We start from the raw sequence: 21,786 nt of genomic DNA on the forward strand, positions 1-21,786 counted from the left end.
TGCTCAGGCTTCGGCGGCCAACTTGTCGACCGCCTTCTGGATGAGGTCTGCGCTGTCCTCCTCGGACAGCGCGGCATCGCGCAGCTGGTCGAACAGCCGCGCGTACCGGTCCGCCTCCCGAGGATCGGTGACCAGCAGATCGGCCGTCACGGTGTCGACGGCGACGAGCGTCAGGTCCTCCGGGTCCGGGTAGGCGTAAAGGGAGAACGGCGAGCGCGGTACGTACCCGCGACCGAGCCGGGCGTCAACCGGCAGGACGCGGACCCGCACGTTCTCCCTCGTCGTGGCCAGGGTGAGCAGGTGTTGCAACTGCTCCCGCATGACCGTCGGCGGCACGGGCAGCCGCTCGATGGCCTGCGGTTCCAGCACGACGTCATACTCCGACCGGTCCGGGCCGGAAATCTGCTGCTGCCGGCGCATCCGGCCGGCGACGGTGCCGCTGAGGTCGAAATCCGCGCCGTCGTCGAGCGCGACCTGGCCCCGGTGGCGGGAGTACGCCTCGGTCTGCACGAGGCCGGGAAGCAGCGAGTTCTGGTACTCGCGGATGGTGCGGGCGCCGCTCTCGATGTCGGCGGTCTTGGCCTGCCGGTCGCCCATTCCGGCGTACTCGAGGTTCGTCCACCATCCCTTGGCGAGGCCGTCGCGGGCGACGCGCTGGAGTCCGCGGTACCGCTCGTCGCTCTCGGGCAGGAGGACGTCGAGGAGCTTGAGGATCGTGTCGAGCGGCCGGCGCTCGCCGTTCTCGACCTTGCTCACCGCGGTCCGGTCCAGCCCGGCCGCGCGGCCGAGTTCGGTGCCGGTGAGCCCGGCTTGGTCCCGCAGCTCGCGGATGGCGGTGCCGAGTCGAAGACGGCGGGCGAGGGGGCTGATCACCGGGTTGCACCTCCGAGCATTGGCACTGTGCCAGGCTGGCACGCGCCTGTCGTGAGGGTACGCGGACGGGGCGGTGGGCGGTACGCGCGAGGGCTTCCGGCGCTCACGGCGTCGTCGCTACGCTGTGCGGAGATCCGGCGCGGGACGGGTCCGGCTCTGGATGAGCGAATGGCGTGGGGCTCCGGTTGCGTCACCGGAGCCCTTCGTCGTAGGGGCAGGTCAACGGCGCAGGCCTATACGGTCGCAGTGATGGATTGCGGCCGTCGAAACTGATCTACGCTAAGTGCGTGGCGCTAGGGCGTGCGTACATCGAGATCATCGGCGACGTGAGCAAGTTCGGTCCGGACTTGCGCAAGGGGCTGGCGAAGGCTTTCAAGATCGGCGCGATCGGCGCGATCGCTGCCACCGCGTCGAGCAGCCTCGTCGGCCTGGCGGGGTCGCTCGCGTCAGTCGGCGGGGCGGCCCTGGCCATCCCCGGCGCGATCGCGGTCGGCGCGGCGGCGATCGGCGCGTTGAAGATCGCCACCGCCGGCCTCAGCGACGCCTTCAAGGCGGCGGCCGGCGACGACGCCGCCGCCTTCCAGAAGGCGATCGAGGGCCTGTCCCCGCAGGCGCAGCGCCTCGCCCAGGACTTCCGCGCCGTCAAGCCGGCGCTCGACGAGATCCGCACCGCGTCGCAGGACGCCTTCGCCGGGCCGCTCGTCGGGCAGATCGGGCAGACCGCCGCCGTGCTGTCCGGGCCGCTGCGGTCCGGCCTGGCGGCGGTGGCCGCCGAGTATGGCTTGGCGGCGCGGCGGGCGCTGGAGTTCCTGCGGGAGTCCGCCACGGTGTCGGTGCTCAGTCAGATCCTCGACACGGCCAAGGTGTCGGTCGGGAACCTGACGGTGGCGACCGGGCCGCTGCTCACCGGGCTGCGGGACATCGCCGCGGTGGCGCTGCCGTCGCTGACGCAGCTGTCCGGGCTCACCGGCAACCTGGCGGCCGACTTCGGGCACTGGCTGTCCGCGATGGCCGCCAGCGGCGCCGCCGTCTCGGCGATCGAACGCGCGTCCGGGGTGCTCGCCCAGCTCGGACAGGTCGCGGCCAACGTCAAGGGCATCCTCGGGTCGGTCTTCCAGGCGGCCACCGAGGCGGCCGGGCCCGGTGGGCTGCTCGGCAGCCTGGTCGCCGCCACGGCGACGCTGCGGGAGTTCTTCGCCTCGGCGCAGGGCGGCGCGGCGCTGCAAGGCGTGTTCACCGCCCTCGGCACCGTAGCGGCCGGGCTGTCGCCGGTACTGATGACGCTGCTCGGGATCATCGGCAACTCGCTGGTGCCGGCGCTCCTGCCGATCGCGCAGGCCGTCGTGCCGGCGTTGCAGGCCCTCGCGTCCGCCCTCGCGCCGGCGCTCGCCGCGCTCGGCGGCGCCCTCGGGCCGGTGTTCGCAGCCCTGTCGACGGGCATCCAGGCGCTCGCCCCGGCGCTCGGGCCGATCGGCCAGCTCATCGCGCAGATCGCGCTGGCCATCGCGCCGGTCCTGCCCGTCATCGGCCAGCTGGTGACGATGCTCGTCGGGCCCCTCGCGCAGGCCCTGACGGCGCTCGGCCCGCTGATCGGGCCGCTGGTGACGGCGCTCGGCCCGGTCCTGCTCCAGATCGGACAGACGCTCTCCGCGGTCCTCGCCCCGGTCGCCGGCCTGCTTGCCGAGTTGTTCACGCAGCTCGGTCCGCCGCTCGGCGAGATCGTCGCCGCCCTCGGCACCGCCCTCGCCCCGGTCCTCACCGCGCTGGGTCCGCTGATCGTGCAGGTCGTCCAGGCCCTCATGCCGCTGGTCCCGACGATCGTGTCGCTGCTGCCGCCGCTGGTGGAGATCGTGGTGGCGTTGACGCCGCTGATCGCGCTGGTCGCGCAGCTCGCCGCCGTGGCGGTCGCGGTCGTGGCGCCGCTCATCAAGGTCGCGGCGCTGCTGTTGCAGTTCCTCGCGGCGCAGGCCGTCGCGCCGCTGGTGTCGGCGATCGCGTCGGCGCTGGCGTGGCTGCTGTCGCCGCTGTCCAGCGTCGCCGGCTGGCTGGCCCAGGTCGCTGGCTGGCTGAACGGAATCGATTGGGCCGGCGTCGGCTCGGCGATCGGCGGCGCGTTCTCGTCGGCGTGGACTGCGGTGGTCGGGTTCTTCCAGTCGATCGGCACGTGGTTCGCGGAGCTGCCCAGGAAGATCGGCGCGTTCCTGGCCAGCCTCCCGCAGATGCTGTGGTCCCTGTTCACGTCGGCGGCGCAGATGGCGTTGCAGGCCCTGGGCATCGGCATCGGCCTGATCCTCTACGCGGTCACCATCCTGCCGGGCCAGATCCTCGGCTTCCTGGCGTCGCTGCCAGGCCGGCTGCGTGACCTGTTCAACCAGGCGGTGACCCTGGCAAGGACCGCCCTCACGACGGGCTTCAACGCGGCGGTGTCGTTCGTGACGGCGCTGCCGGGCCGGATCGCCTCCGGCCTGGCGAGCCTCGGAAGCCGTCTGCGGTCGATCTTCACGAACGCGGTCAGCTCGGCCAAGTCGGCGGCGGTGAGCGGCTTCAACTCGATCGTGTCGTTCATCGGCTCCGTGCCGGGCAAGATCACGAGCCTGGCCGGGAAGTTCCTGTCGGCTGGGTCGGCGCTGGTGAAGAAGCTCGTCGACGGGCTCAAGAGGGTGCCGTCGCTGGGCGCGATCGCCGACGCGATCTCGGGCACGATCCGGTCGCAGCTCAACCGGATCATCAGCGCGATCAACTCCGGCATCGCCAAGGTCGACGGGATGCTCCCCGGCTCGCTGCCCAGGATCCCGATGCTGGCGAACGGCGCGATCCTGCGGCAGCCGACGCTGTTCGTCGGCGGTGAGGCCGGCGACGAGGTGGTGGTGCCGCTGACGCGGCCCCGCCGGGCGCGCGAGCTTGCCGAGCAGTCCGGGCTGATGCGGCTGCTCGGCGCGGACGGCGGCGGCGGGGGGTCGATCGTGTTCGCCCGCGACTCGATCCGCGTGACCTTCGAGGGTGCGGTCCCGACCCGGGAGGAGGCGCTGGACACCGGCCGGGCGGTCGGCGAGGGCGTGTTGCAGACGTTGGCCCGGCGGGACGTGGCCACGACAGTGAGGACGATCTGAGTGGGCGAGTACAACCCGGACCGGCCCTACGTGATGGGCATGCAGTGGGCGCCGCTCGTGGGGGACGCGGTGGTGCTCGACACGGCCAGCGAGGTGGGCTACACCTTCCGGGCCCGTGATTCGCACGCGGGCGACGGCGGCTTGCAGCGTGTCCGGCTGGCAGTGGCAGGGCCGCCGCCGGGCCTGCCGACCCGCAAGGAACTGCTGGTCAACCTGTACCCGGCGGACGCGGTGGCAGGCACGGGGCCGGTCCGCAAGCTGGTCATCCCGTGCCGGCAGGGCGAGCTGCTGCCCGGCGCGGCTCTTGCCGGCGGGGCGTCGATGCCGCCCGACGCGGTGCACAACCCGTCCGACCCGCGACACGTCACCCTGACCGGTCCCAACGCGGCGGCCCGCTTCTGGTTCGACACCGGGTCGTCGAGGACGCACGCGGCGCTGGACTACCGGCGGATCCTCGACGTGTCGGTGCTGTACGTGATGTCCGGCCCGTTCGCCGACCTGGCCCCGGCGGTGACGCTCGGGCTGGAGCGGCCGTCGATGGGCGTGAACTGGCTGATGGACGAGACATTGAGCGGCCCGGCGGTCCACCATGGCGTGACGGCCATCGGCCGGTCCCGCCTGGGGGAGCTGAACCCGTGGTGGGACACCACCGCGGCGCCGACGACGCAGCGCGGCCGCCGGCCGTGGCGCCCACAGCTGGTCGCCAGCAGCGGGCCTCCGCCACCGTCGGGGCTGCACTCGCTGCACAGCTCCGGCGGAACGAACATCAACGTGCGGCTCCAGACCAGCGCGGTCGCGCCGGCGAGCGCGGTGTTCCAACTGCACTACCTGGCCTTGGAAGTGACCTACGGGGTGGAGAACCGGATCGGGGCCGGCGGCGTCGACATCTCGCTGGGCGCGTCCTACATCAGCGGCTACTACTACGAGATCCCGATGGCCGAAGTGCGGTTGCTGATTGGGGGCGTGGATCTGGTCCCCGGGCAGGAGTACGCGCTCACGGTCGGCCAGGCGTACGCCGGGCAGTTGTCGGTGGCGTCGCCGGTGCCGGTGAAGGCGGACCGGGCGGGACCGGTCACGCCGTTCCCGACCCACCGGGGTGTGCTGCTGCGCAAGACGCTCCGCGCCGGGTCCGTGCCGAGCGTGGCGACGGTCAACGAGATGCCGTCGATCGTGGCGCTGAACGGGACGTCGGAGCCGGAGCTTGGCTGCCACGGATACCTGACGCAGGTCGTGGCCACGGTGTCGGAGTCGACCCCGCCCGGCTTCACCACGCAGCAGCTCGTCGAGGACGTTGCTGGCTGGTGGGTGTGGGCTCGCTTCTACGCCCGTCGGCTGCCCGAGACGCGCGGTCCGCTGGAGCTGGCGCAGGTCAACCCGGCGAACACGAACCTGCGGCTGGGGCCGCAGGCACGGATCACGGTCGAGGAGTTCGACGCGCTGCCGGAGATCGCCGACGGATGGCGGGAGGTCACCGTCAAGCTCGACCCGCCGTACCAGTCGGCCGGAATTGGAGGGAGGACCTGGTGGGCATGGTCCAGCCCGGCCGACAGTCAAGCGCCGTGGCAGGTCCTCGGCGCCGACGCGAACCCGGCCAACTCAGGCCCGGCCGCGTCGTGGGATGAGGCCGGGTACGGCGGCAAGGCGGCGTTCGCCACCTACGACGGGCAGGCCGACGAGAACGCGGACCTGACGCTGATGGTGGCGCAGGAGATGGACGCGGTGACGGGCCTGACCGTGGTGCCGGCGGTGCAGCCGCTGACCGTCGTCGACCTTGGCTGCCCCCGGCCGGCGGCGCGTATCCCGACCGGCATCCGCTACCACCAGCTGTCCTGGGCGGCGACGAACTCGGCGGTGGTCGGCGGGTGGGCGTACTACGAGGTGCAGCGCCAGGACGACGCGATGGCCGCCGACGAGTGGGAGACCATCGCGAAGGTCGTCGAGCCGGCCGTCACCGCGGTGGACGACTACGAGGCGCGGGTGGGCGTCGAGTCTCGGTACCGCATTCGGATGATGCATCGAACCGGCCTCGCCGGCCCGTGGTCGCCTCCGGTTGCGGCCACGATCGTCGCGCCGGGCGTGACGGGCACGAGGATGGACGCCGGGGTGCTGATCCTGACCAGCAACCACAACCCGGCCGGCAACCTGGCCTACTGCATGGATTGGGACGGGCGGCCCTCCGAGGACTTCACGTTCCCCGAGGCGAGCCAGGTCGAGCTGCAGGAGATGTTCGACCGGGACTACCGGACGGCGTTCCGGCCGCTGGAGCGCGGCGGCGTCGAGTTCACGCGGACGCTGCTGGTCAACGCGGCGGCGGTGCCGCCAGCCACGATGGACAAGGGGTTCCAGGGCCTGCGCGACCTGGCGTGGGACACGGTGCCCTACGTGTGTGTCCGCGACGAGCTGCACAACCGGTGGCTGTCGACGCTGCTGGTGCCGGGCGCTTCGGTGAAGCGCCGCCCCCGCGGCCACCTGCACCTGGCGCAGCTGACCGTGGTGGAGGTGACGGCTACGCCAGCGCCGCTCGACGGCGGGCCCGCCCCCTGCGAGGGCCTGCGGCCCGAGGGCCTCGTCTCGTCGGTCACGGCCAGCACGCCGGCGCCGGCCGACGTCCTCGCCCCCCGGGTGTTCGCCGACCTGTTCGACCGGACCGTGGCGGCCGGGCTCGGGCCGGGCTGGTCGATCCTCAACGGCGCGCCAGCGGACTACTCGGTGGCCGCCGAGAAGGCGACGATCCGGCTGGCGCGACCGCTGAACGCGAACCCGGACTTCGAGGTCAACGCGGCGAACTGGACGGCGTTCGGTGGGACGCTCACGCGGGACACGACGAAGGCGTACCAGGGGTCGGCGTCCGGGCTGCTGAGCCCGGACGGGGTGGCCGCGCTTGTGCGAGCGGAGACGGAGCAGGTCATCGGGATCATCCCCAACGGCACGAGCTACCGGGTCCACGCGAGGGTGTCCTGCCCGGTCGCCAGGGCCGCGCGGATCGGCTTCAACTGGTTCGACGCGGCGGGCACCTACCTGTCGTCGACGTTGGGGCCCGTCGTCAACCTGGCGGCGAACACGTGGACGCGGCTCGACTTCATCGCGTCGGCGCCGGCCGGCGGTGTTCGGGCGGCGCTGAACGTCCAGATGGACGGCACGCCCCCGGTGAGCCACAAGCTGTCCATCGACCGCGCGTTCATCAGCCTGTGGGACCGGCGCTGGGCCGTGGTCGACGCGCCCCGCAGGGACGTCGACGTGCGGGCCCGGTTCCGCTTCAACGAGACTGCGGCGGGCCAGCCGATCAGCGCGTACCTGGTGGCCCGGCACGTCGACGCGGCGAACAACCTTCGGGCTCTGCTGGCGGCGCAGACCGACGGCACGCTGGGCGTGAAGCTCGAATTCACCGCGGGCGGCACGCTGTACTCGCTGGGGAACCTCACGACGGTGCGCACCCCAACGGATGGCTTCCTGGCGTACACGCCCGGGGCCTGGTACTGGCTGCGGTTGCAGGTGCGGGACGAGGCGGTCCGGGCGGCGGTGTGGCCGGACGGGCAGGACCAGTGGCGGTGGGAGACGTACGCGTCGCAAGGGGTGCTGCTGGATCCCGGCCAGGTGGGCGTGCGGGCGCAGCTCACGACCGGCAGCACGAACGAGGACCCGACGGTGGAGTTCGCGGAGCTGCTGGTCGACGAGCCGGTCACCAACGACCTGGACGTGCGGATGGAGCTGCGGCCGACCGGCGATCAGTGGTCCGCCGAGCTGTCGTACCTCTCCGACGGGGTGGGCGGCGAGCCGTCGTCGGGGTGGAGGATGACCGCCGATGCCGTGTCGACCTGCCTCGACATCTTCGGTGGCAACGGGTTCTACGACTGCCACAGCACTGCGGACATGGTGGTGCGCAACCAGCGGCTCTGGTTGCGGCTCACGTATGGCAACGACGCGATGGACGGCGAGGGCTACGGCCAGTGGTGGGCGTCGGAGGACGGGCAGACCTGGACGGCGTTCTGGGCCTACCAGGGGTGGCCCGAGCCGCCGACGGTTGATCCGGGGCGGCTGGCGGTGACGCTGACCGGCGCGGTGACGGTGGCCCGGGCCGAGGTGCGCCGGGGCATCGACGGGCCGCTGCTGGCCAGCCCCGACTTCGAGGCGCAGCCGGCGGCCACGACGCAGTTCACCGACGCGCAGGGCAACGTGTGGGAGGTGGATGGCCTTGGGATCTGCGCACGCGCGTGACCTGCCGGATCTGCCGGCGCACCTCGGGCAGCGGTCGGCGTCGTACCGGTTCGACCTGATCGACGGCCGGACCGGTGTGCGCCGGGGCGCGCTGACGCCGCTGCGGGGCTCGTCGCCGAGCCTGAGCCACGACGGCACGTCGACGATCGCGCGGCGGGTATCCGGGCTGACCCTGGGCGTGGACGACGCCGCGCGGGTGAACCCGGTGACCGACCGGATCGCGGTGTGGATGGTGCTCGGTGATGCGGGCCGGACGGAGTATCCGCTGGGCCGCTACATGATCGGGGACGCGGCGGACCTGGTGACCAGCGCCGGGTCGACGTCCCCGCTGACGCTGTTCGACGAGATGTTCCTCGTCGACCAGGAGATGGAGACCGGCTTCGACGCGGGCGGCCAGCTCGTCGACCAGGCGGTGGCCCGGCTGCTCGACGGGCTGCCCATCGGTGAGGTGATGGTCGACGCGACCGAGTTCACGTCGGTGAGCTCATGGTCGCCCGGCACGTCGCGGGCCAGCGCGCTGCGGGACCTGGCGGCGTCCGGCGGGTACTTCATGCCGTGGTTCGGGCATCAGGGGTTGCTGCGGCTGCGGCGGGCGTTCGACCCGGCCAGCGAGGCGGTGACCATCGACCTGGACGCCTCCGGCCGGGTGATCCGGGGGTCGATCTCGCGGGTGTCGGGCCTGCTGGACGCACCGAACCGGTTCGTGGCGGTCAGCAACGACCCAGGGTCGGACGCGGAACCGGTGGTCGGGGTGTACGACGTGCCGGCGTCGGCGCCGCACTCGATCGCGCGGCGCGGGTTCGTGCTGCCGAAGACGGTCGACGTGCAGGTGCGGTCGCAGGCACAGGCGACGGTGTACGCCCGGACGCTGGGCATCCAGCAGACGGTGTACGAGACGGTGGAGCTGAGCACCCCGGCCGACCCGCGGCACGACGCCTACGACGTGGTGCGGTGGAACGGGCGGCGGTGGCTGGAGGTCGGCTGGACGCTGCCGCTGGTGCCGGGCGGGGCGATGCGGCACACCCTGCGGCGGGCGTACGCGGACACGAACGGCGGCGAAGCATGAGCGGGGGTAGCCCTGTGGCGGGGGTGCCGGTGAAGGCGATCGCAGAAGCCGTCCTCGAGCGCATGGCGCGGCTGGGGCTGACCTGGCGGCTGCGGCCGGCGCGGGTGGTCAGCGTCGCTGGCGACGGTACGGTCCGGGCGCTGCACGACGGCGACACTGTGCCGATCCGGGTGGTGTCGATGGTGGGTCCGGTCGCTGTGGGCGCGCGGGTGATGGTGGTGAAGTCACCGCCGGCGGGGAACCACATCGTGGGGTGGGCGGGCCCGCCGGCGCCGGGCAGCGGGCCGGACGGGCTGGCGTGGTCGGACGCCAACTCCGATCCGGTCACCGCGGTCACGACGATCATGACGGTGCCGATGAGGCTGAGGGCACGGACGGCGTATCGCGTGGAGCTGGGTGGCGGCTTCACCACGTCGACGGCGGGGGCGCTCGTGCAGTTCCGGCTGCGGAGGGGCGGGCAGGCGCTGGGCGAGTTCTACCGGCACCGGGGGGAGGGCGCGTCGGTGATGAGCTGCGACGGGACGCGGTACATCAGGCGGGACGCGGACACCGACCTGGACGCGACGATCGAGGTGACGCTGGAGGCGAGCGCGGGAACGGCGACGCACATCGGCGCGCCGGGACGCCCTCGGTACGTCGAGATCAGGGCCTGTGGGGAGGCGGCGAAGTACCCGCACGCCCCAGCGGTGACGTAGCCCGAGCGAGCCCGAGAAACAGTGCAGCCCCGGACCGCGAAATCCGGGGCTGCTCTGCGTTCACGTGGAGTGGCCAGCATAGCCGCCGGGGCGAGCGGCGGGCAATGCGACCCGCCGGCCGTACATACAATATTGACAGCATGGCCCCCGTCGCATACAATGTCTTTGTACATGTCCCCGCTCTCGACAGGAGGAATGGTGAGCAGGTCACGGCTGAGCATGGCGCGCGACCTGGTGTGTCGCGTGCCGTACTGCGCCGCCAGGGTGGCGGCCTAAGCGTCCCCGGAGGGTGCCGTACATTGACCTTGTATGGCATCCGGCCGTGGGGGGAGAGGAACAGTGAGGGTGAACCAGGTCAAGCTCAAGGCGGTCACGCGGAAGATCGCGGCCGATCTGATGACGCCGGGCCCGCTGGAGCTGCCAGTGATGATCGGGCTCAAGGAGCTGGTCCGCATGTTCGGCGTGAAGGACAACACGCCGTACCAGTGGCGGTCCAAGGGTCAGCTGCCCAAGGAGGACGGCGAGGTCAGCAACAACCCGCAGTGGAAGCTCACGACGATCTACGCCTGGGCCGATGAGACGAAGCGGACGATCGTGTGGGACCCGTGGGACGTCCTCGAAGCCGACGACGAGGCGGCGTAGGTATGAGCACGCCGGAACCCATTGCGGCCGTATATGGCGGGTGTAGGGTGCCGGAAACGCGTCGACCCCGCCAGGCGGTCATCTGGCGGGGCCGGAGTGGAGCCCGCAACGGAGAAACGGGTCGCACGCGCATCGTACGCCAGTTCGGGCGACGGTGCGCTGGCGGCGCTGCACAGAGAGGCCGCCTGCATGGTGGACCGTTGGACGGTCGAGCGCGCGGTGAGGCACGAGCTCTGCACGCTCGACCCTCCCGGCCGGCAGCTCATCCTGACGCTGCTCACGTGGTCCGACGCGGCCACGGCGACGATCCCCGAGCAGTTCACGCCGAGCCTGACCGACTTGCAGAAGGCGACCGGGCTCTCCCGGTCGTCGGTGGCGAAGTATCTGAACCTGCTGGAGGGCAAGGTCGGCGAGGGCGACGAGGAGCGCCCGGAGAACAAGTGGGTGTGGCGCGATCGGCCGACGGTCGCGGACGCCCGGCGCAAGAAGGCCCGCACGGTGTACCGCATGGGAGTGCCGCCGGATCTGTTGCGGAGGCTCACCGAGCGGGGCGTAGTTGGTCCGCGTGCCGGACCAGCCGCGCCCGAATCGCCCAGGTCTGGTAGTCCGGTGGACGGACTAGTGAAGGGCGGTTCTAGTCCGGGTCGCGGACTAGAACTAGTCCGCCAGGCGGACCGAGTTGGTCCGCCACGCGGACGCAAGACATACAGGGAACAAGAAACGGTTGGCCGCCGCGCCGCGAGCGGTGTCGACCACCGGTACGTCGAGGGGCCGAATGGCTCCTGTGCTCATCCCGGGTGCAGGAAGTCGGCTCCGCTGCACGGGCCCGCGCTGCGGGCCGTGCCCGAGGAGGCAAGGAGAGTGATCGGGGAGTGAGGGTCCACCTCGCGCCGGTCGACGTCGCGCAGTGCGTGACGTGCAGCGGCGAACTCGTCCCCGCCGGGGACGACTGGCGACACTCCGAGCAGGGCGGATGCACTGAGCTGGGCGCGCCGGTGATCTGCTGGCGTCCCGACTGCGCCATGCCGGCCGCCGTCGGGAGTGAAGCCTGCGCGGGTCACGCCGCCGTTTTTGTTGCCCTCAGGGTGTAGGGCTACGGTCGTCTATTGCGACCGTATAGAATCTATGTAGGTTCGTTCACGTGGAAAGGAACGAAGGATGAGTTCACGGTTCATGCCAGCCACCCGGAAGAAGGCGAAGGCGCGCATCGCCCTCGCCGGGCCGAGCGGCGCGGGCAAGACGCTGACCGGCCTCAAGCTGCTGTACACGCTGACCGGCGCAATGACGATCGCGGAGGGCATCGAGCGGATCGCTTTCGTCGACACCGAGCGGGACTCGGCCGACAAGTACGCGGTCAACCCGGAGCTGCCCGGCGTCGGCGACATGACGCCCGAGGAGGCCGGCGGCTACGGCTTCTCGAAGATCAGCCCGGTCAGGTACGACCCCCGGCAGCTCGTCGAGCTGATCGACGAGGCGGCGGTGGCGGGCTTCACGGGCTTCATGCTCGACTCGGCCTCGCACTACTGGTTCGGGCCGGGCGGCATCTTGGAGCTGGTCGACCTGTTCGCCCGTAACCACGGCGGCCGGTCGATGGACGGCTGGAAGGACGTGCGCCCGATCGAGCGGGCGTACATCGAGGCGCTGATGAGCTTCCCCGGACACGTCGTGGTGTGCCTGCGGTCCAAGCAGAAGTACGAGATCACCGAAGGCGCGGACGGCCGCAAGCAGGTGTCCAAGCTGGGGATGCAGCCTGACCAGCGCGACGGGCTGGAGTACGAGTTCGACCTGGTGGGCGACCTCGACCAGGGCCACTACCTGCGGGTAACGAAGAGCCGGTGCGACGCCCTGGCCGACCAGGTGATCCACAAGCCGGGCGCGGAGCTGGGCCACCAGCTGCTCGACTGGCTGGACAACGGCGAGCCGCCGAAGGACCTCGACTGGCCGAAGGCCCTCGCGGCGTGCTCGTCGCGCGAGGACCTGGCGGTGCTGTGGCAGCGGGCGCAGCGGCTCGGCAAGACGCAGAGGCTGCGCGACGCCTTCAACCAGCGGGGCGCGGAGATCACGGCCGCCCGGCGCGCGGCGGAGGCCCCGGGCACCCAGCTCGACAGCGCGCTGACCGAGGCGGCCGGCACGCCGGCCGCCAACGGCCGGCAGCCCGAGACGGCGGGAGCGGGCCGGTGAAGGGGCCGCAGGAGCGAGCGATGCGGGCGGCGGTGCTCAAGGCGCTGCTCGACGAGGTGAAGAAGGTCTACGACCTGGCCCGGGCCGAGGCCGACGCCGGCATGGTCGGCTTGAACCAGTCGTTCGGCGTCAAGACGATCGAGGTCCGGCTGCCGGGCCACGACGCGCCCGTGGCGCAGGTGACGCTCTCCGAGCCGAAGACGGGCTACGTGGTCGACGAGGCCGGGTTCCTGGCCTGGTGCAAGCAGGAACACCCCTCGGAGGTCCAGGTGACGACCCCGGCGCCGGTGGAGTCGGTGCGGCCGGCGTGGCGCAAGGCGCTGCTCGGCCGGATGAAGGTCGAGCCGGACGGCACGGTGGTCGACGGCGAGACGGGCCGCGTCCTCGACTTCGTGGAGGTCGCGGAGCCGCCGCCGCCGTCGACGACGCTGACCTTCAAGAAGGGCGGCCGTGAGGAGGTGGCGCGGGCCTACCGGGATGGTCGGCTGGCGCTGCCGGACCTGCTGGCCTTGCCGGCGAGTCCGCAGGAGTAGGGCGGTGCGGGGCCGGGCGAGGGGCGACCTTCGTCCGGCCCCGCTCCACATCGGAGGCCAGGAGGTAGCGGTGGCGATCGACGCGAGGCTGGTGCGTGACGGCCTGGTCGACGTGGAGGCGTTCACCGCGGCCGCCGCGGCCGCCGAGGCCGGCGCGGTGGGCGTGTGCGACGGCTGCGCGGGCCTGCTCGACGGATCGGCGCAGGAGGGCGGCGGCCTGGTGTGGCTGACGACCAACTGCCGGGCGTGCGGCGCCGAACGGACCGCGCCGGGCGGCCGGGCGCTGGCCCGGCCGGCGGGCCTGCGGCCGGGCCCGCCGGCGTGGCTGCTGGAGGCGGCGACCGAGCTGGACGCCCGGCGGCTGGGGGAGCGGTCGGCGCAGTGACCGTCCGCCCCGCCCGGCCACAGCCCGCCTAAGCCGGGTCGCGCCTCCCTCCTCACTCCACTACCCGACCGTGGCCGTTCGGCGGCCTCCGTGGACGGGGGTGGCGCGGCCTGTGTGACCTGCTACACGGCCCGAGGCGTACATAAAAACTGTACGGGAAGAGTGTCGGACGCATACAATGAATATGTATGCACTGCCCCTCATCCTGCGTGAAGGAGTCAGTCCGATGCTGAGCTACGAGGAGATCCTGGAGCGCGCCCTGCGGGTCGCCGTCGAGGACCTCGACCTGGAGACGGCCGCCGAGTCGATCGGCGACGAGCCGCTTGTCGACAACGACGACGAGCCGGTCGAGGTCCGCGAGGTCCAGACGCTGGCCGACGCGGGCTTCATGACGCGGGACAACGGCGTCGTGCTGCGGCTGACCGACGGCCGCGAGTACACGGTGACCCTCAACCGCTACCGCTGACCGAGCCGGCGGGCGCGCCTCGAGCGCGCCCGCCCTTTCCCTGCCCGACCCCGAGCCCGACCTGACCTGAGGAGCCGAAGATGACCGCCCAGACCTGCACCCGCCGCATCGTGATCCCGACCTTCAACGCCGAGTTCGTCCCCGAGGAGGACGGCGGCCGGTGCACCGCGGTGGCCGTCGCCCGCCTGGTGACCGAGCACGACGGCGAGAAGTGCGGGGACGGCGGGCTGTGCCTGCTCGACCCGGAGGAGGGCCTGGAGCTGGACCCATGGAAGCAGACCGAGCTGCTGTGCGTCGACCACCTGTTCGAGCACGAGCGGGCGGTGGCCGAGCGCGGGCCGCTGGTGGGGGAGACGCTCACCCGCCTGTAGTGACCGACGAGGGCCGCCCGGGGCAACCCGGGCGGCCCCGACCTGTTGGAGGAGAACCGATGGAGTGGAACGAGGTGCCGGCAGCTCTGCCGGCACGACTGGCCTTGGCTGCCGGGTAGGTGCAGGAGTGGTTCACGTGGAGAAGACCAACCTGCCGGAGCGGCCAAGCAAGGGCGCGTGGGTGGTCGCCTGGTCGGCATTCGTTGCCGGCATCGGCGCGTCCCTCGCGGCGAACATCGCGCACGCCGGTGCCGGCGTCGGGCAGAAGTTCGTTGCCGGCTGGCCGCCGCTGGCGCTGCTGCTGTGCTCCGAAGTGATGATGCGGGTGCCGGCACCGCGGCACCCGCTGGCGAGGGGCACGCAGATCGTCGGGACGGTGATCGTTGCCGGCGTCGCCGCAGTCGCCAGCTACCGGCACATGAAGGCCCTGGCCCTGGCCTATGGCGAGGACAGCCTTACGGCGAGCACCCTGCCGCTGTCCGTCGACGGCCTGGCGCTGGTGGCGTCGATCGGGCTGATGGTGCTCGCGCACCAGCGGCGCACGGCGGTCGCAGCCGAGCGCGCCCTCGCCCTGGCGGCTGCCGGCGCGTCGGTGCCGCCGGCCCCGGTGCCGTCGCCTGCCGCTGTCGCCTCGGTGCCGGTGCCGGCGGCCGACGCCGACCCGGTGCCGTTGCCGGCGGCCGACGCCGACCCGGTGCCGGTGCCGTTGCCGGCCGCCGACCCGGTGCCGCTGCCGGCTGCCGAGCCCGAGCCGGTGCCGTTGCCGGCTGCCGAGCCCGAGCCGGTGCCGGCGGCCGAGCCCGTGCCGCTGCCGGACCCGGTGCCGCTGCCGGACCCGGTGCCGGTGCCGGCGGCCGAGCCGGTGCCGGATCCGGACCCCGCGCTGGAGCCCGAGCCGGTGTCGCTGCCGGAAGGGCTGCCGGTACCGCTGCCGGCGGCGGCCCGGGTGCCGATGCCGCGCATGGACGCGGTGGTGCCGCCCGAGCCGTGGCCGAACCGGCAGCAGCAGGAGCTGCCGCTGCCGCCGCCCGACCCGGTGCCGGTGTCCCCGGACGCGGCGGCCGAGGAGCTGTGGGCTGCCGCCCGCAAGGAGTGGCGGGACTCAGTGGCCGCCGGGCGCCCGCTGACCGGCCAGGCCCTCGGCCAGAAGTTCCGCCGGAGCGAGCGGTGGGGTCGGAACCGCATCAAGGAGGCGCGGGCCGAGATCCAGGCGATGAAGACAGCCGGCGACGTCGCCGGCGAAACCGACGAGCAGGAAGCCCTGGTGCCGGCCGGCGCCGGGGTCGCGTAGAGGAGGAGAGACAGATGGTGTCGATGGCGATGATCCAGGCCGAGCGGGCGGCCCAGTTCCCCGAGCACCCGTACGCCTGGGTGATTACCCGGGACCGGGATCACGAGCTGCACGGCACGTGGGAGTCGGAGGTCGGCACGGCGGGCCCGCGCCAGGCGACGGAGGCGGTGATCGAGCGCGCCCGTACGGAGGGTCGCCGCTGGCGGATGCTCGACGGCGGCGACATCGACGCGAGCGCGATCGCGGACGGGAAGGACGTCGATCCGGCGGAGCGCGGCGTGGTGTACGAGGGCCTGATCTGGACGCAGGGCGAGCCGGGCAGCGACGAGGACTTCGGACCGCTGGACGACTTCGGCGAGCCGAACTACGGCTGCGTGGAGATCCAGTACCGCGAGGGCGACCAGTGGGTGTCTCTGTAGCCGTTACCCGTATGGGCGCAATCAGGTAATGTGACCGTACTGATCGCGTCCCGGTCGGTCGCTGGGCGGGTCGGCCAGGCCGCAGTCGGGGGACTTAACCCCTGGCCGATCCGCCCAACGGGGTAGCGCGGGGCGGAAGCGTCACGAAGGGCTCGGAATCCCAGCTAATCGGGGATTCCGAGCCCTTCTGGCGTTCCGGGGCGATCCCCCCTGGGTATGAGGTCGGCCGGCAGTATTACGGTCAACTGTGAACGGAACATATACGTAGGCGTACGTAGCACGGTGCGTTGCGGCACTGCTACCGTAGGGGCCAGCCTCTCCCCGGCTGGTGCTCCTGTCGACCGATCGCAGCGGTGATTCCCCCCCGCCGAGGCGACGGGTCTGCTGGTCCCTCCCCGCCAGTTCGGCAGCGTTCGCCGGTCGAGCAGTAGGCGACACATCCGTGCGGCGACTGCCTCCCAGCTCGGCAGGCGGTCGCCCAGGCAGGCCCGGGGGTCGGGGACGTTGCGTTGCTATGGGTACGACGAGACAGGCCGAGAGGTCATTGAGCCTGAGGCGGTAGTGATCCGCGACATCGCCAAGCGGGTGCTGGGCGGCGAGAGTATGCGGTCAGTGGTTGCGGATTTGCGGGCGCGGGATGTCAGGACGTCGGCCGGTCGGCCGTGGACCCAGCAGTCGCTGTCGCGGCTCATGCGGAACCCGCGGCTCGCCGGGCTCAAGACCTACCACGGGGAGGTGGTGGGTGCAGGGCAGTGGGCGGCGATCCTCGACGAGAAGACGCACCATGAGCTGGTCAAGCTCCTGGACGACCCGGCCCGCAAGCAGCCGTTCGCCACCAACGTGCGTAAGTACCTCCTGTCTGGCGGGTTCCTCCAATGTGGGTACCCGCTACAGGGCGCCGACGATAACGGTCCGCACATGTGTGGGAAGTCTCTCTATACGCAGCCGAGCAACAGCGGTAAGCGCGGGTACGTGTGTCGGGCTGGAAGCCCGAGCTACGGGTGTGGTCGCATCCGTATCGCCGCCGAGGCCCTGGAGGAAGAGGTCACGGCGCGGGCGTTGGCCCGGCTGGCGTCGCCGAAGGTGCGTGCCCGCCTGGAGGCGGCGGTCCGTTCCGCCGTGCGCGGCGACGTGCAGGTGGCGGAGGCGCTGGACGCCCTCGACGAGCGCCTGGCCGAGGCCGGCCAGGCGTACGCCAAGCGAGAGATCAGCCTGGTCACGTTGAAAGCGATCGAGGCCGAGGTCAAGGCGGAGCAGAAGGCCATCCGCGAGAACCTGGCCCAGGCGGCGCGGCTGGAGTCCTTGCCGGCCGCCACGCCGGAGGCGCTGGCCGAGTGGTGGGTCGACGCGCCGCTGGAGCGGCGCCGGGAACTGCTCGCGCTGGTGCTCGACCGAGTGATCGTCAAGCCGGCCACCCGGGCGGGGTCGTCGCAGCTTGACCTGGACCGTCTGGAGTTCGTCTGGAAGTGAGCGCGGCATGGTACCAGCCTCGGCGTTTCATTGCTGAAGGGAACTTTGCACTGTCGGTTACAGGCTGAAAGCTTCCTTCGACCTCGCCGACCAAGGCTGTTGCGGTCCGTGTGGTGCGGTTTACGATCTCGTCATCATTCGATTAGGAGCGCCTTAAGTCCGACCGTAGGTAGTGCGGTCACGGTGGGAACGCTGGCGCATCGAAGCGGAATGGCGGGGATCAGGTTTTGCCACGCAAGCGCACGATCGAGGTGCTGACGCTGGCGCAGCGGATAGAGGCTGAGCTGGAGTCGGGCCGAGTGGACGACGTTGAGATGGGCGATGACCGGCTTGAGCGGATCGCGGCGCTGCTGCGACCTGCGCCGCACCTGGCCGGTCAGACCCGCGGAGGCTCGTCGGTCAGGGACCGGGCCGGGAAAGTCGTGTCCGGGGTGACAGTCGCCTTGCTGCCACTCGTGGCCGACGTCAGTGTGGTCGCCCCACATGCTGTGGCGATCTAGGCCGGTCACAGCCCCGAGTTCATACATAAAGTATTGACGGCAAGATCGTTTTCTGACTACAATGAATGTGTACGACACGCGTACATCGTTCACTGTGGAGGAACACGATGGTTGCGACCGCGACGGCGAAGAAGCCGACCCTGCGGACCATTCCGGTCGCCAAGATCGAGGCGGACCCCGACCAGCCTCGCAAGCTGTTCAGCGAGGAGGAGCTGACCGAGCTGGCGGCCTCGATGAAGAAGCTGGGCCAGCTCCAGCCGGTCGCCGTCCGCAAGACGGCCAAGGCGGGCACCTACCGCCTTGTCGTCGGCGAGCGGCGGTGGCGGGCCGCCCAGCAGGGCGGCATCGAGGACCTGGCCGCGATGGTCTGGGAGATGGACGACGAGGCGGCGTTCATCGCGCAGGTCGCCGAGAACGTCAACCGGCAGGACATGACGCCGATGGAGGAGGCCGCGGCCTACGCGCGCCTCGCCCAGGCCGGCTGGGAGACGGGGGCGATCGCCGAGCTGTTCGGTAAGAGCGTGCCGTACGTCGGGTGGCGGATCGACCTGCTCGGGCTGATCGACGACGCGAAGCAGCTGGTGGCCAAGGGGCAGCTCCAGGTGGGCGTCGCCTGGTACGTGTGCCGGCTGTCCGCCGACCAGCAGCGGCGGTTCCTGGTGAAGTGGGCGCGCGGCGAGTTCTCGTCGGCGCGGGACGCGGAGGCGTTCGCCAAGGCGTGCAAGGCGGCCGAGGAGCAGGCCGAGTTCTTCCAGCTCGACAAGGAGGAGCACGGCGAGGAAGCGCAGGAGAAGATCGTCGAGAAGCGAAAGAAGGTCGTCAGCAAGATCGACCGCCTGGCGGCGGCCGGCGAGATCCTGGCCGAGCTGGCGCAGCTGGACGAAATGGAGCTGGCGAAGCTGCTCGCCGGCGCCGACGGCGGCGTGGCCGCGTACCGGCAGCGCGTCGACCACCTGCGGACGGCGGCGGGGAAGGTGTCGGCGAAGCTGCGCAAGGCGCAGGCGATCGCGGCGGCGGTCAAGGTGGAGCTGGACCCGGAGGCCGTGGTGGCGATCCCGGCCGAGGTCGTCGACGTGACGCCGGTGCCGGGCGACCTGCCGAGGGTCGACCCGAACTGCACGTGGGAGGGCCACGACGACGCGGTGCAGGAGCACGGCTGGTGCTCGGTGTGCCAGCACTGACGTAGGCAGAGCGGCGAGCGCCCCGCGCGATCAGCGCGGGGCGCTCCTGCGCGTCCGGGCCGGCGTGCTGAACCCCTGATAGGGGCCGTGACCTGTACGGTCACAATTTGACCGAGGGGGTGTACTGGTGTACAATGTTTATGTATAACCCCCGTCTGTTGGAGGTCATCGGTGCGTGCGGAGTGGTCACGGTCCTGTGGGCCTGGCCGCTGCCGGACTCGCCGGCCGAACTCCAGCAGGCGATGCGAGGAGCGCAGGCCGAGCTGTACAGGCAGGCGCGGATGCTGAACGCGGTCCCGCTCGGGCCGGCGGCCTTCCGGGTCGCCCTCCACGCAGTGTTCGACACCCACGCCGGTCCGGCGCTCGTCGCGGAAGTCAGGGCAGCCCAGCTGCCGGAGCAACCCAACGGAGAGGGGGCCACTGTGCCCGCAAGCTGTACGGCCGCAATGCTTGACTGCGGCCACCCAGGAGCGCGAGGTGACGTCGCGTGAGCCGGAACGTAAAGATCGAAGAGGAGGCCCGCCAGGTCAAGGCGGCCCTGCCCGGCTACATCGCGGTCCGCGAGCTGGCCACCACGGCGCTGACCACGATGGCGGAAGACCTCGCCCTGGACCTGCGCGAGCGGGACGCCCGCGACCTGGCCACCGCCGTGGTCGACGCGATCCACAAGGCAGCCGAGCTGCGCGGCATCGCGTTCGCGTGCGACGTCGCCGACATGGAGGTGGCCGCCAACGAGCGGTGGCTGCTCCCGTCGGCGAGGCAGAAGGCCGAGACCGACCCCGACTACCGGGGGGTGGTCGCCCACCTGGAGCAGTTCGCCGAGGGCGCCGAGAAGGTGCGCAACGAGCTGGTCGAACGGCTGGCGCGCGTCGGCCGGGAGTGGCTGGCAGAGCAGCCGACGGCGGTCGTCGCGCTGCCCACGCCGGCCGAAGCCAACGCCGAGGCGAGGGTGGCGGCGTGACCGCGCCCGCCGTCGTCCGCGCGCCGCAGTTCGACCCGGAGCAGGTCGCCCGCATCCGGGCAGCCCTGGAGCGGCTGGGCCGGCAGGTCGCCGAGGTGTGGCGGCAGTTCGCCGAAGTCCTCGCCCGGCGAGTCGAGGCGGCCCGGGTCGCGTACCGCGGGCTGGTCGCCGTGCTCCGCCGGATCGTTGCCGCCGTGCGCCGGCTCGCCGCCCCGCTAGTCCGCCTGGCGGACCAGCGCCGGGTTCGGCTGCGGGTGATGCACGTCGAGTACCGGCGGTAGCTGCGGCACCGACGGCGGCGGGCCCGGTAGTGGCCGGCACGCAACCGGAGACGGCGCGGGACCGGGCACTGGCCCGGGCCCGCGCCACCCGGCGCGAGACGGGAGCCGAGCTGCCGCCGCGCCGGAGCCGGCCCGCGGCCACCCGGCCGCCCGCCGACGCCGCTCCGGTCGACGACGCCGTGGCGAAGCTGGCCACCCGCTACCTGGTCGACGGCTACCAGCCCGACGAGGTGGCGGAGCGGCTCGGCGTCGACCGCGGATGGTGCCGGGCGACCGCCGCCCGGCTGCGAGGGAGGAGGTAGCCGATGCCTGACCAGGTGGCGGCCAGCCCGGACGAAGAGCCGGTGGAGTGCGAGGACTGCGGGCGACTGCTGCGCACGAAGCGGGCCCGCGCTGAGCGGGTCGGACCGAAGTGCCGGCGGCGGCGACTGGTGATGGGAGCAGGGGCATGAGCGTCGTGTTCAGGATCAACGACGGGCTCTACATCCCGCAGGTGACGGCGAAGGCGGTCATGCCGCTGCCGCCGCTGCCCGGAGACGGGGGAGCGGTCGACGTCGCCGAGGGCGACGAGATCACCGAGCTGGAGCTGCTGACCATCACCGGCCCGCCGGCGGTCGTCGCGTCCGCCGTGGATGCGCTCGCCGCGCACCTGGAGGAGCTGGTCCCGAAGATCGTGCATCTCTACAACGACCACGAGTCACCTCAACATGGAGGATGAGTTGAAGCTGTTCACGAGCCGCTACCAGCGGTTCAGGCCGGATCAGGGCGCCCCGGTCCGCACGACCGTCGGCGCTCCGCGCTTCCCGCTGCCGTACGACCTGGCCGGGTACGCGCGGGTCCTCGCCCCGAGCTACGCGATGTTGAAGCTCGACGAGGCGCCGTACCGGTACATCTACGTCGAGCGGCTGGAAGCGGCCGGCGTTGACGTCATCGCCGACGACCTGGCGGCCATCGCCGACGTCGCCGGCGATGAGCGCCTGGTCCTGCTCTGCTTCTGCGACCTGTCGGTGCCGCCGCCGAACGCGTGGTGCCACCGGCGCATGTTCGCGGCCTGGTGGCAGGAGCAGACCGGCCAGGAAGTCCCCGAACTGGCGGAGCTGCCCGAGCCGCCCGCCCCGACCCTGTTCGACTGACCGAAGGAGTTCA

At 71.8% G+C, this 21,786-nt stretch carries 23 protein-coding genes; 22 read left to right on the forward strand and 1 reads right to left on the reverse strand.

What is annotated here, in order from left to right; translation table 11 throughout:
• Positions 1-3: 3 nt before the first annotated feature.
• On the reverse strand, positions 4-873 hold the full coding sequence (locus AC5L34_RS15420; protein WP_494825518.1) for a helix-turn-helix domain-containing protein: 870 nt from the start codon (positions 871-873) through the stop codon (positions 4-6).
• A 287-nt stretch (positions 874-1,160) separates the two neighbouring features.
• Between AC5L34_RS15420 and AC5L34_RS15425 the strand changes: the two genes are divergently transcribed.
• From AC5L34_RS15425 to AC5L34_RS15530, 22 genes are all read left to right on the forward strand, one after another.
• Positions 1,161-3,983, forward strand: a complete 2,823-nt coding sequence (locus AC5L34_RS15425) for a phage tail protein (RefSeq protein ID WP_494825520.1) — start codon at positions 1,161-1,163, stop codon at positions 3,981-3,983.
• Positions 3,984-8,198 carry a hypothetical protein gene (locus tag AC5L34_RS15430; protein WP_494825522.1) on the forward strand — a complete coding sequence of 1,405 codons (4,215 nt, stop codon included), beginning with the start codon at positions 3,984-3,986 and terminating at the stop codon, positions 8,196-8,198.
• Positions 8,176-9,264 carry a hypothetical protein gene (locus tag AC5L34_RS15435; protein WP_494825524.1) on the forward strand — a complete coding sequence of 363 codons (1,089 nt, stop codon included), beginning with the start codon at positions 8,176-8,178 and terminating at the stop codon, positions 9,262-9,264. The genes AC5L34_RS15430 and AC5L34_RS15435 overlap by 23 nt, the downstream gene beginning before the upstream one ends.
• Before the next feature lie 29 nt (positions 9,265-9,293).
• Positions 9,294-9,959 (forward strand): hypothetical protein, encoded by a 666-nt coding sequence (locus AC5L34_RS15440; RefSeq protein WP_494825526.1) that lies wholly within the window; start codon positions 9,294-9,296, stop codon positions 9,957-9,959.
• A 339-nt stretch (positions 9,960-10,298) separates the two neighbouring features.
• Positions 10,299-10,601, forward strand: a complete 303-nt coding sequence (locus tag AC5L34_RS15445) for a hypothetical protein (RefSeq protein WP_494825528.1) — start codon at positions 10,299-10,301, stop codon at positions 10,599-10,601.
• A 189-nt stretch (positions 10,602-10,790) separates the two neighbouring features.
• The gene (locus tag AC5L34_RS15450) at positions 10,791-11,477 is read left to right on the forward strand and encodes a hypothetical protein (RefSeq protein WP_494825530.1); all 687 of its coding nucleotides are present in this window, start codon (positions 10,791-10,793) and stop codon (positions 11,475-11,477) included.
• A gap of 282 nt (positions 11,478-11,759) precedes the next feature.
• A complete protein-coding gene (locus tag AC5L34_RS15455) occupies positions 11,760-12,782 on the forward strand; it encodes an AAA family ATPase (RefSeq protein ID WP_494825531.1) in 1,023 nt (340 codons plus the stop codon).
• Positions 12,779-13,315: a hypothetical protein gene (locus AC5L34_RS15460; RefSeq protein ID WP_494825532.1), complete on the forward strand. Its 537-nt coding sequence runs from the start codon at positions 12,779-12,781 to the stop codon at positions 13,313-13,315. Before AC5L34_RS15455 ends, AC5L34_RS15460 begins: the two co-directional genes overlap by 4 nt.
• 70 nt (positions 13,316-13,385) lie before the next feature.
• Positions 13,386-13,700 carry a hypothetical protein gene (locus AC5L34_RS15465; protein WP_494825534.1) on the forward strand — a complete coding sequence of 105 codons (315 nt, stop codon included), beginning with the start codon at positions 13,386-13,388 and terminating at the stop codon, positions 13,698-13,700.
• 226 nt (positions 13,701-13,926) lie between these two features.
• On the forward strand, positions 13,927-14,166 hold the full coding sequence (locus tag AC5L34_RS15470; protein WP_494825536.1) for a hypothetical protein: 240 nt from the start codon (positions 13,927-13,929) through the stop codon (positions 14,164-14,166).
• Positions 14,167-14,246: 80 nt separating this feature from the next.
• Positions 14,247-14,537 (forward strand): hypothetical protein, encoded by a 291-nt coding sequence (locus tag AC5L34_RS15475; RefSeq protein ID WP_494825538.1) that lies wholly within the window; start codon positions 14,247-14,249, stop codon positions 14,535-14,537.
• Between the two features lie 136 nt (positions 14,538-14,673).
• Entirely contained in the window at positions 14,674-15,828 is a 1,155-nt protein-coding gene (locus AC5L34_RS15480; RefSeq protein WP_494825540.1) for a DUF2637 domain-containing protein, read from the forward strand.
• Positions 15,829-15,842: 14 nt separating this feature from the next.
• Positions 15,843-16,247 carry a hypothetical protein gene (locus tag AC5L34_RS15485; protein WP_494825542.1) on the forward strand — a complete coding sequence of 135 codons (405 nt, stop codon included), beginning with the start codon at positions 15,843-15,845 and terminating at the stop codon, positions 16,245-16,247.
• Between the two features lie 561 nt (positions 16,248-16,808).
• Positions 16,809-17,717 (forward strand): recombinase family protein, encoded by a 909-nt coding sequence (locus tag AC5L34_RS15490; RefSeq protein WP_172896462.1) that lies wholly within the window; start codon positions 16,809-16,811, stop codon positions 17,715-17,717.
• A gap of 227 nt (positions 17,718-17,944) precedes the next feature.
• On the forward strand, positions 17,945-18,217 hold the full coding sequence (locus AC5L34_RS15495) for a hypothetical protein (protein ID WP_494825544.1): 273 nt from the start codon (positions 17,945-17,947) through the stop codon (positions 18,215-18,217).
• Between the two features lie 107 nt (positions 18,218-18,324).
• On the forward strand, positions 18,325-19,398 hold the full coding sequence (locus AC5L34_RS15500; RefSeq protein ID WP_494825546.1) for a ParB/RepB/Spo0J family partition protein: 1,074 nt from the start codon (positions 18,325-18,327) through the stop codon (positions 19,396-19,398).
• Positions 19,399-19,885: 487 nt separating this feature from the next.
• Positions 19,886-20,359: a hypothetical protein gene (locus AC5L34_RS15505; RefSeq protein WP_494825548.1), complete on the forward strand. Its 474-nt coding sequence runs from the start codon at positions 19,886-19,888 to the stop codon at positions 20,357-20,359.
• The gene (locus AC5L34_RS15510) at positions 20,356-20,640 is read left to right on the forward strand and encodes a hypothetical protein (RefSeq protein ID WP_494825550.1); all 285 of its coding nucleotides are present in this window, start codon (positions 20,356-20,358) and stop codon (positions 20,638-20,640) included. Before AC5L34_RS15505 ends, AC5L34_RS15510 begins: the two co-directional genes overlap by 4 nt.
• A gap of 29 nt (positions 20,641-20,669) precedes the next feature.
• Positions 20,670-20,942 (forward strand): hypothetical protein, encoded by a 273-nt coding sequence (locus AC5L34_RS15515; protein WP_494825551.1) that lies wholly within the window; start codon positions 20,670-20,672, stop codon positions 20,940-20,942.
• A gap of 3 nt (positions 20,943-20,945) precedes the next feature.
• The gene (locus AC5L34_RS15520) at positions 20,946-21,092 is read left to right on the forward strand and encodes a DUF6011 domain-containing protein (RefSeq protein ID WP_157747084.1); all 147 of its coding nucleotides are present in this window, start codon (positions 20,946-20,948) and stop codon (positions 21,090-21,092) included.
• Positions 21,089-21,358, forward strand: a complete 270-nt coding sequence (locus tag AC5L34_RS15525) for a hypothetical protein (protein ID WP_494825553.1) — start codon at positions 21,089-21,091, stop codon at positions 21,356-21,358. Before AC5L34_RS15520 ends, AC5L34_RS15525 begins: the two co-directional genes overlap by 4 nt.
• Before the next feature lies 1 nt (position 21,359).
• Positions 21,360-21,773 carry a hypothetical protein gene (locus AC5L34_RS15530; RefSeq protein ID WP_494825555.1) on the forward strand — a complete coding sequence of 138 codons (414 nt, stop codon included), beginning with the start codon at positions 21,360-21,362 and terminating at the stop codon, positions 21,771-21,773.
• The last annotated feature ends 13 nt before the right edge of the window (positions 21,774-21,786 follow it).

This window comes from Micromonospora sp. ZG13 (assembly GCF_059359355.1).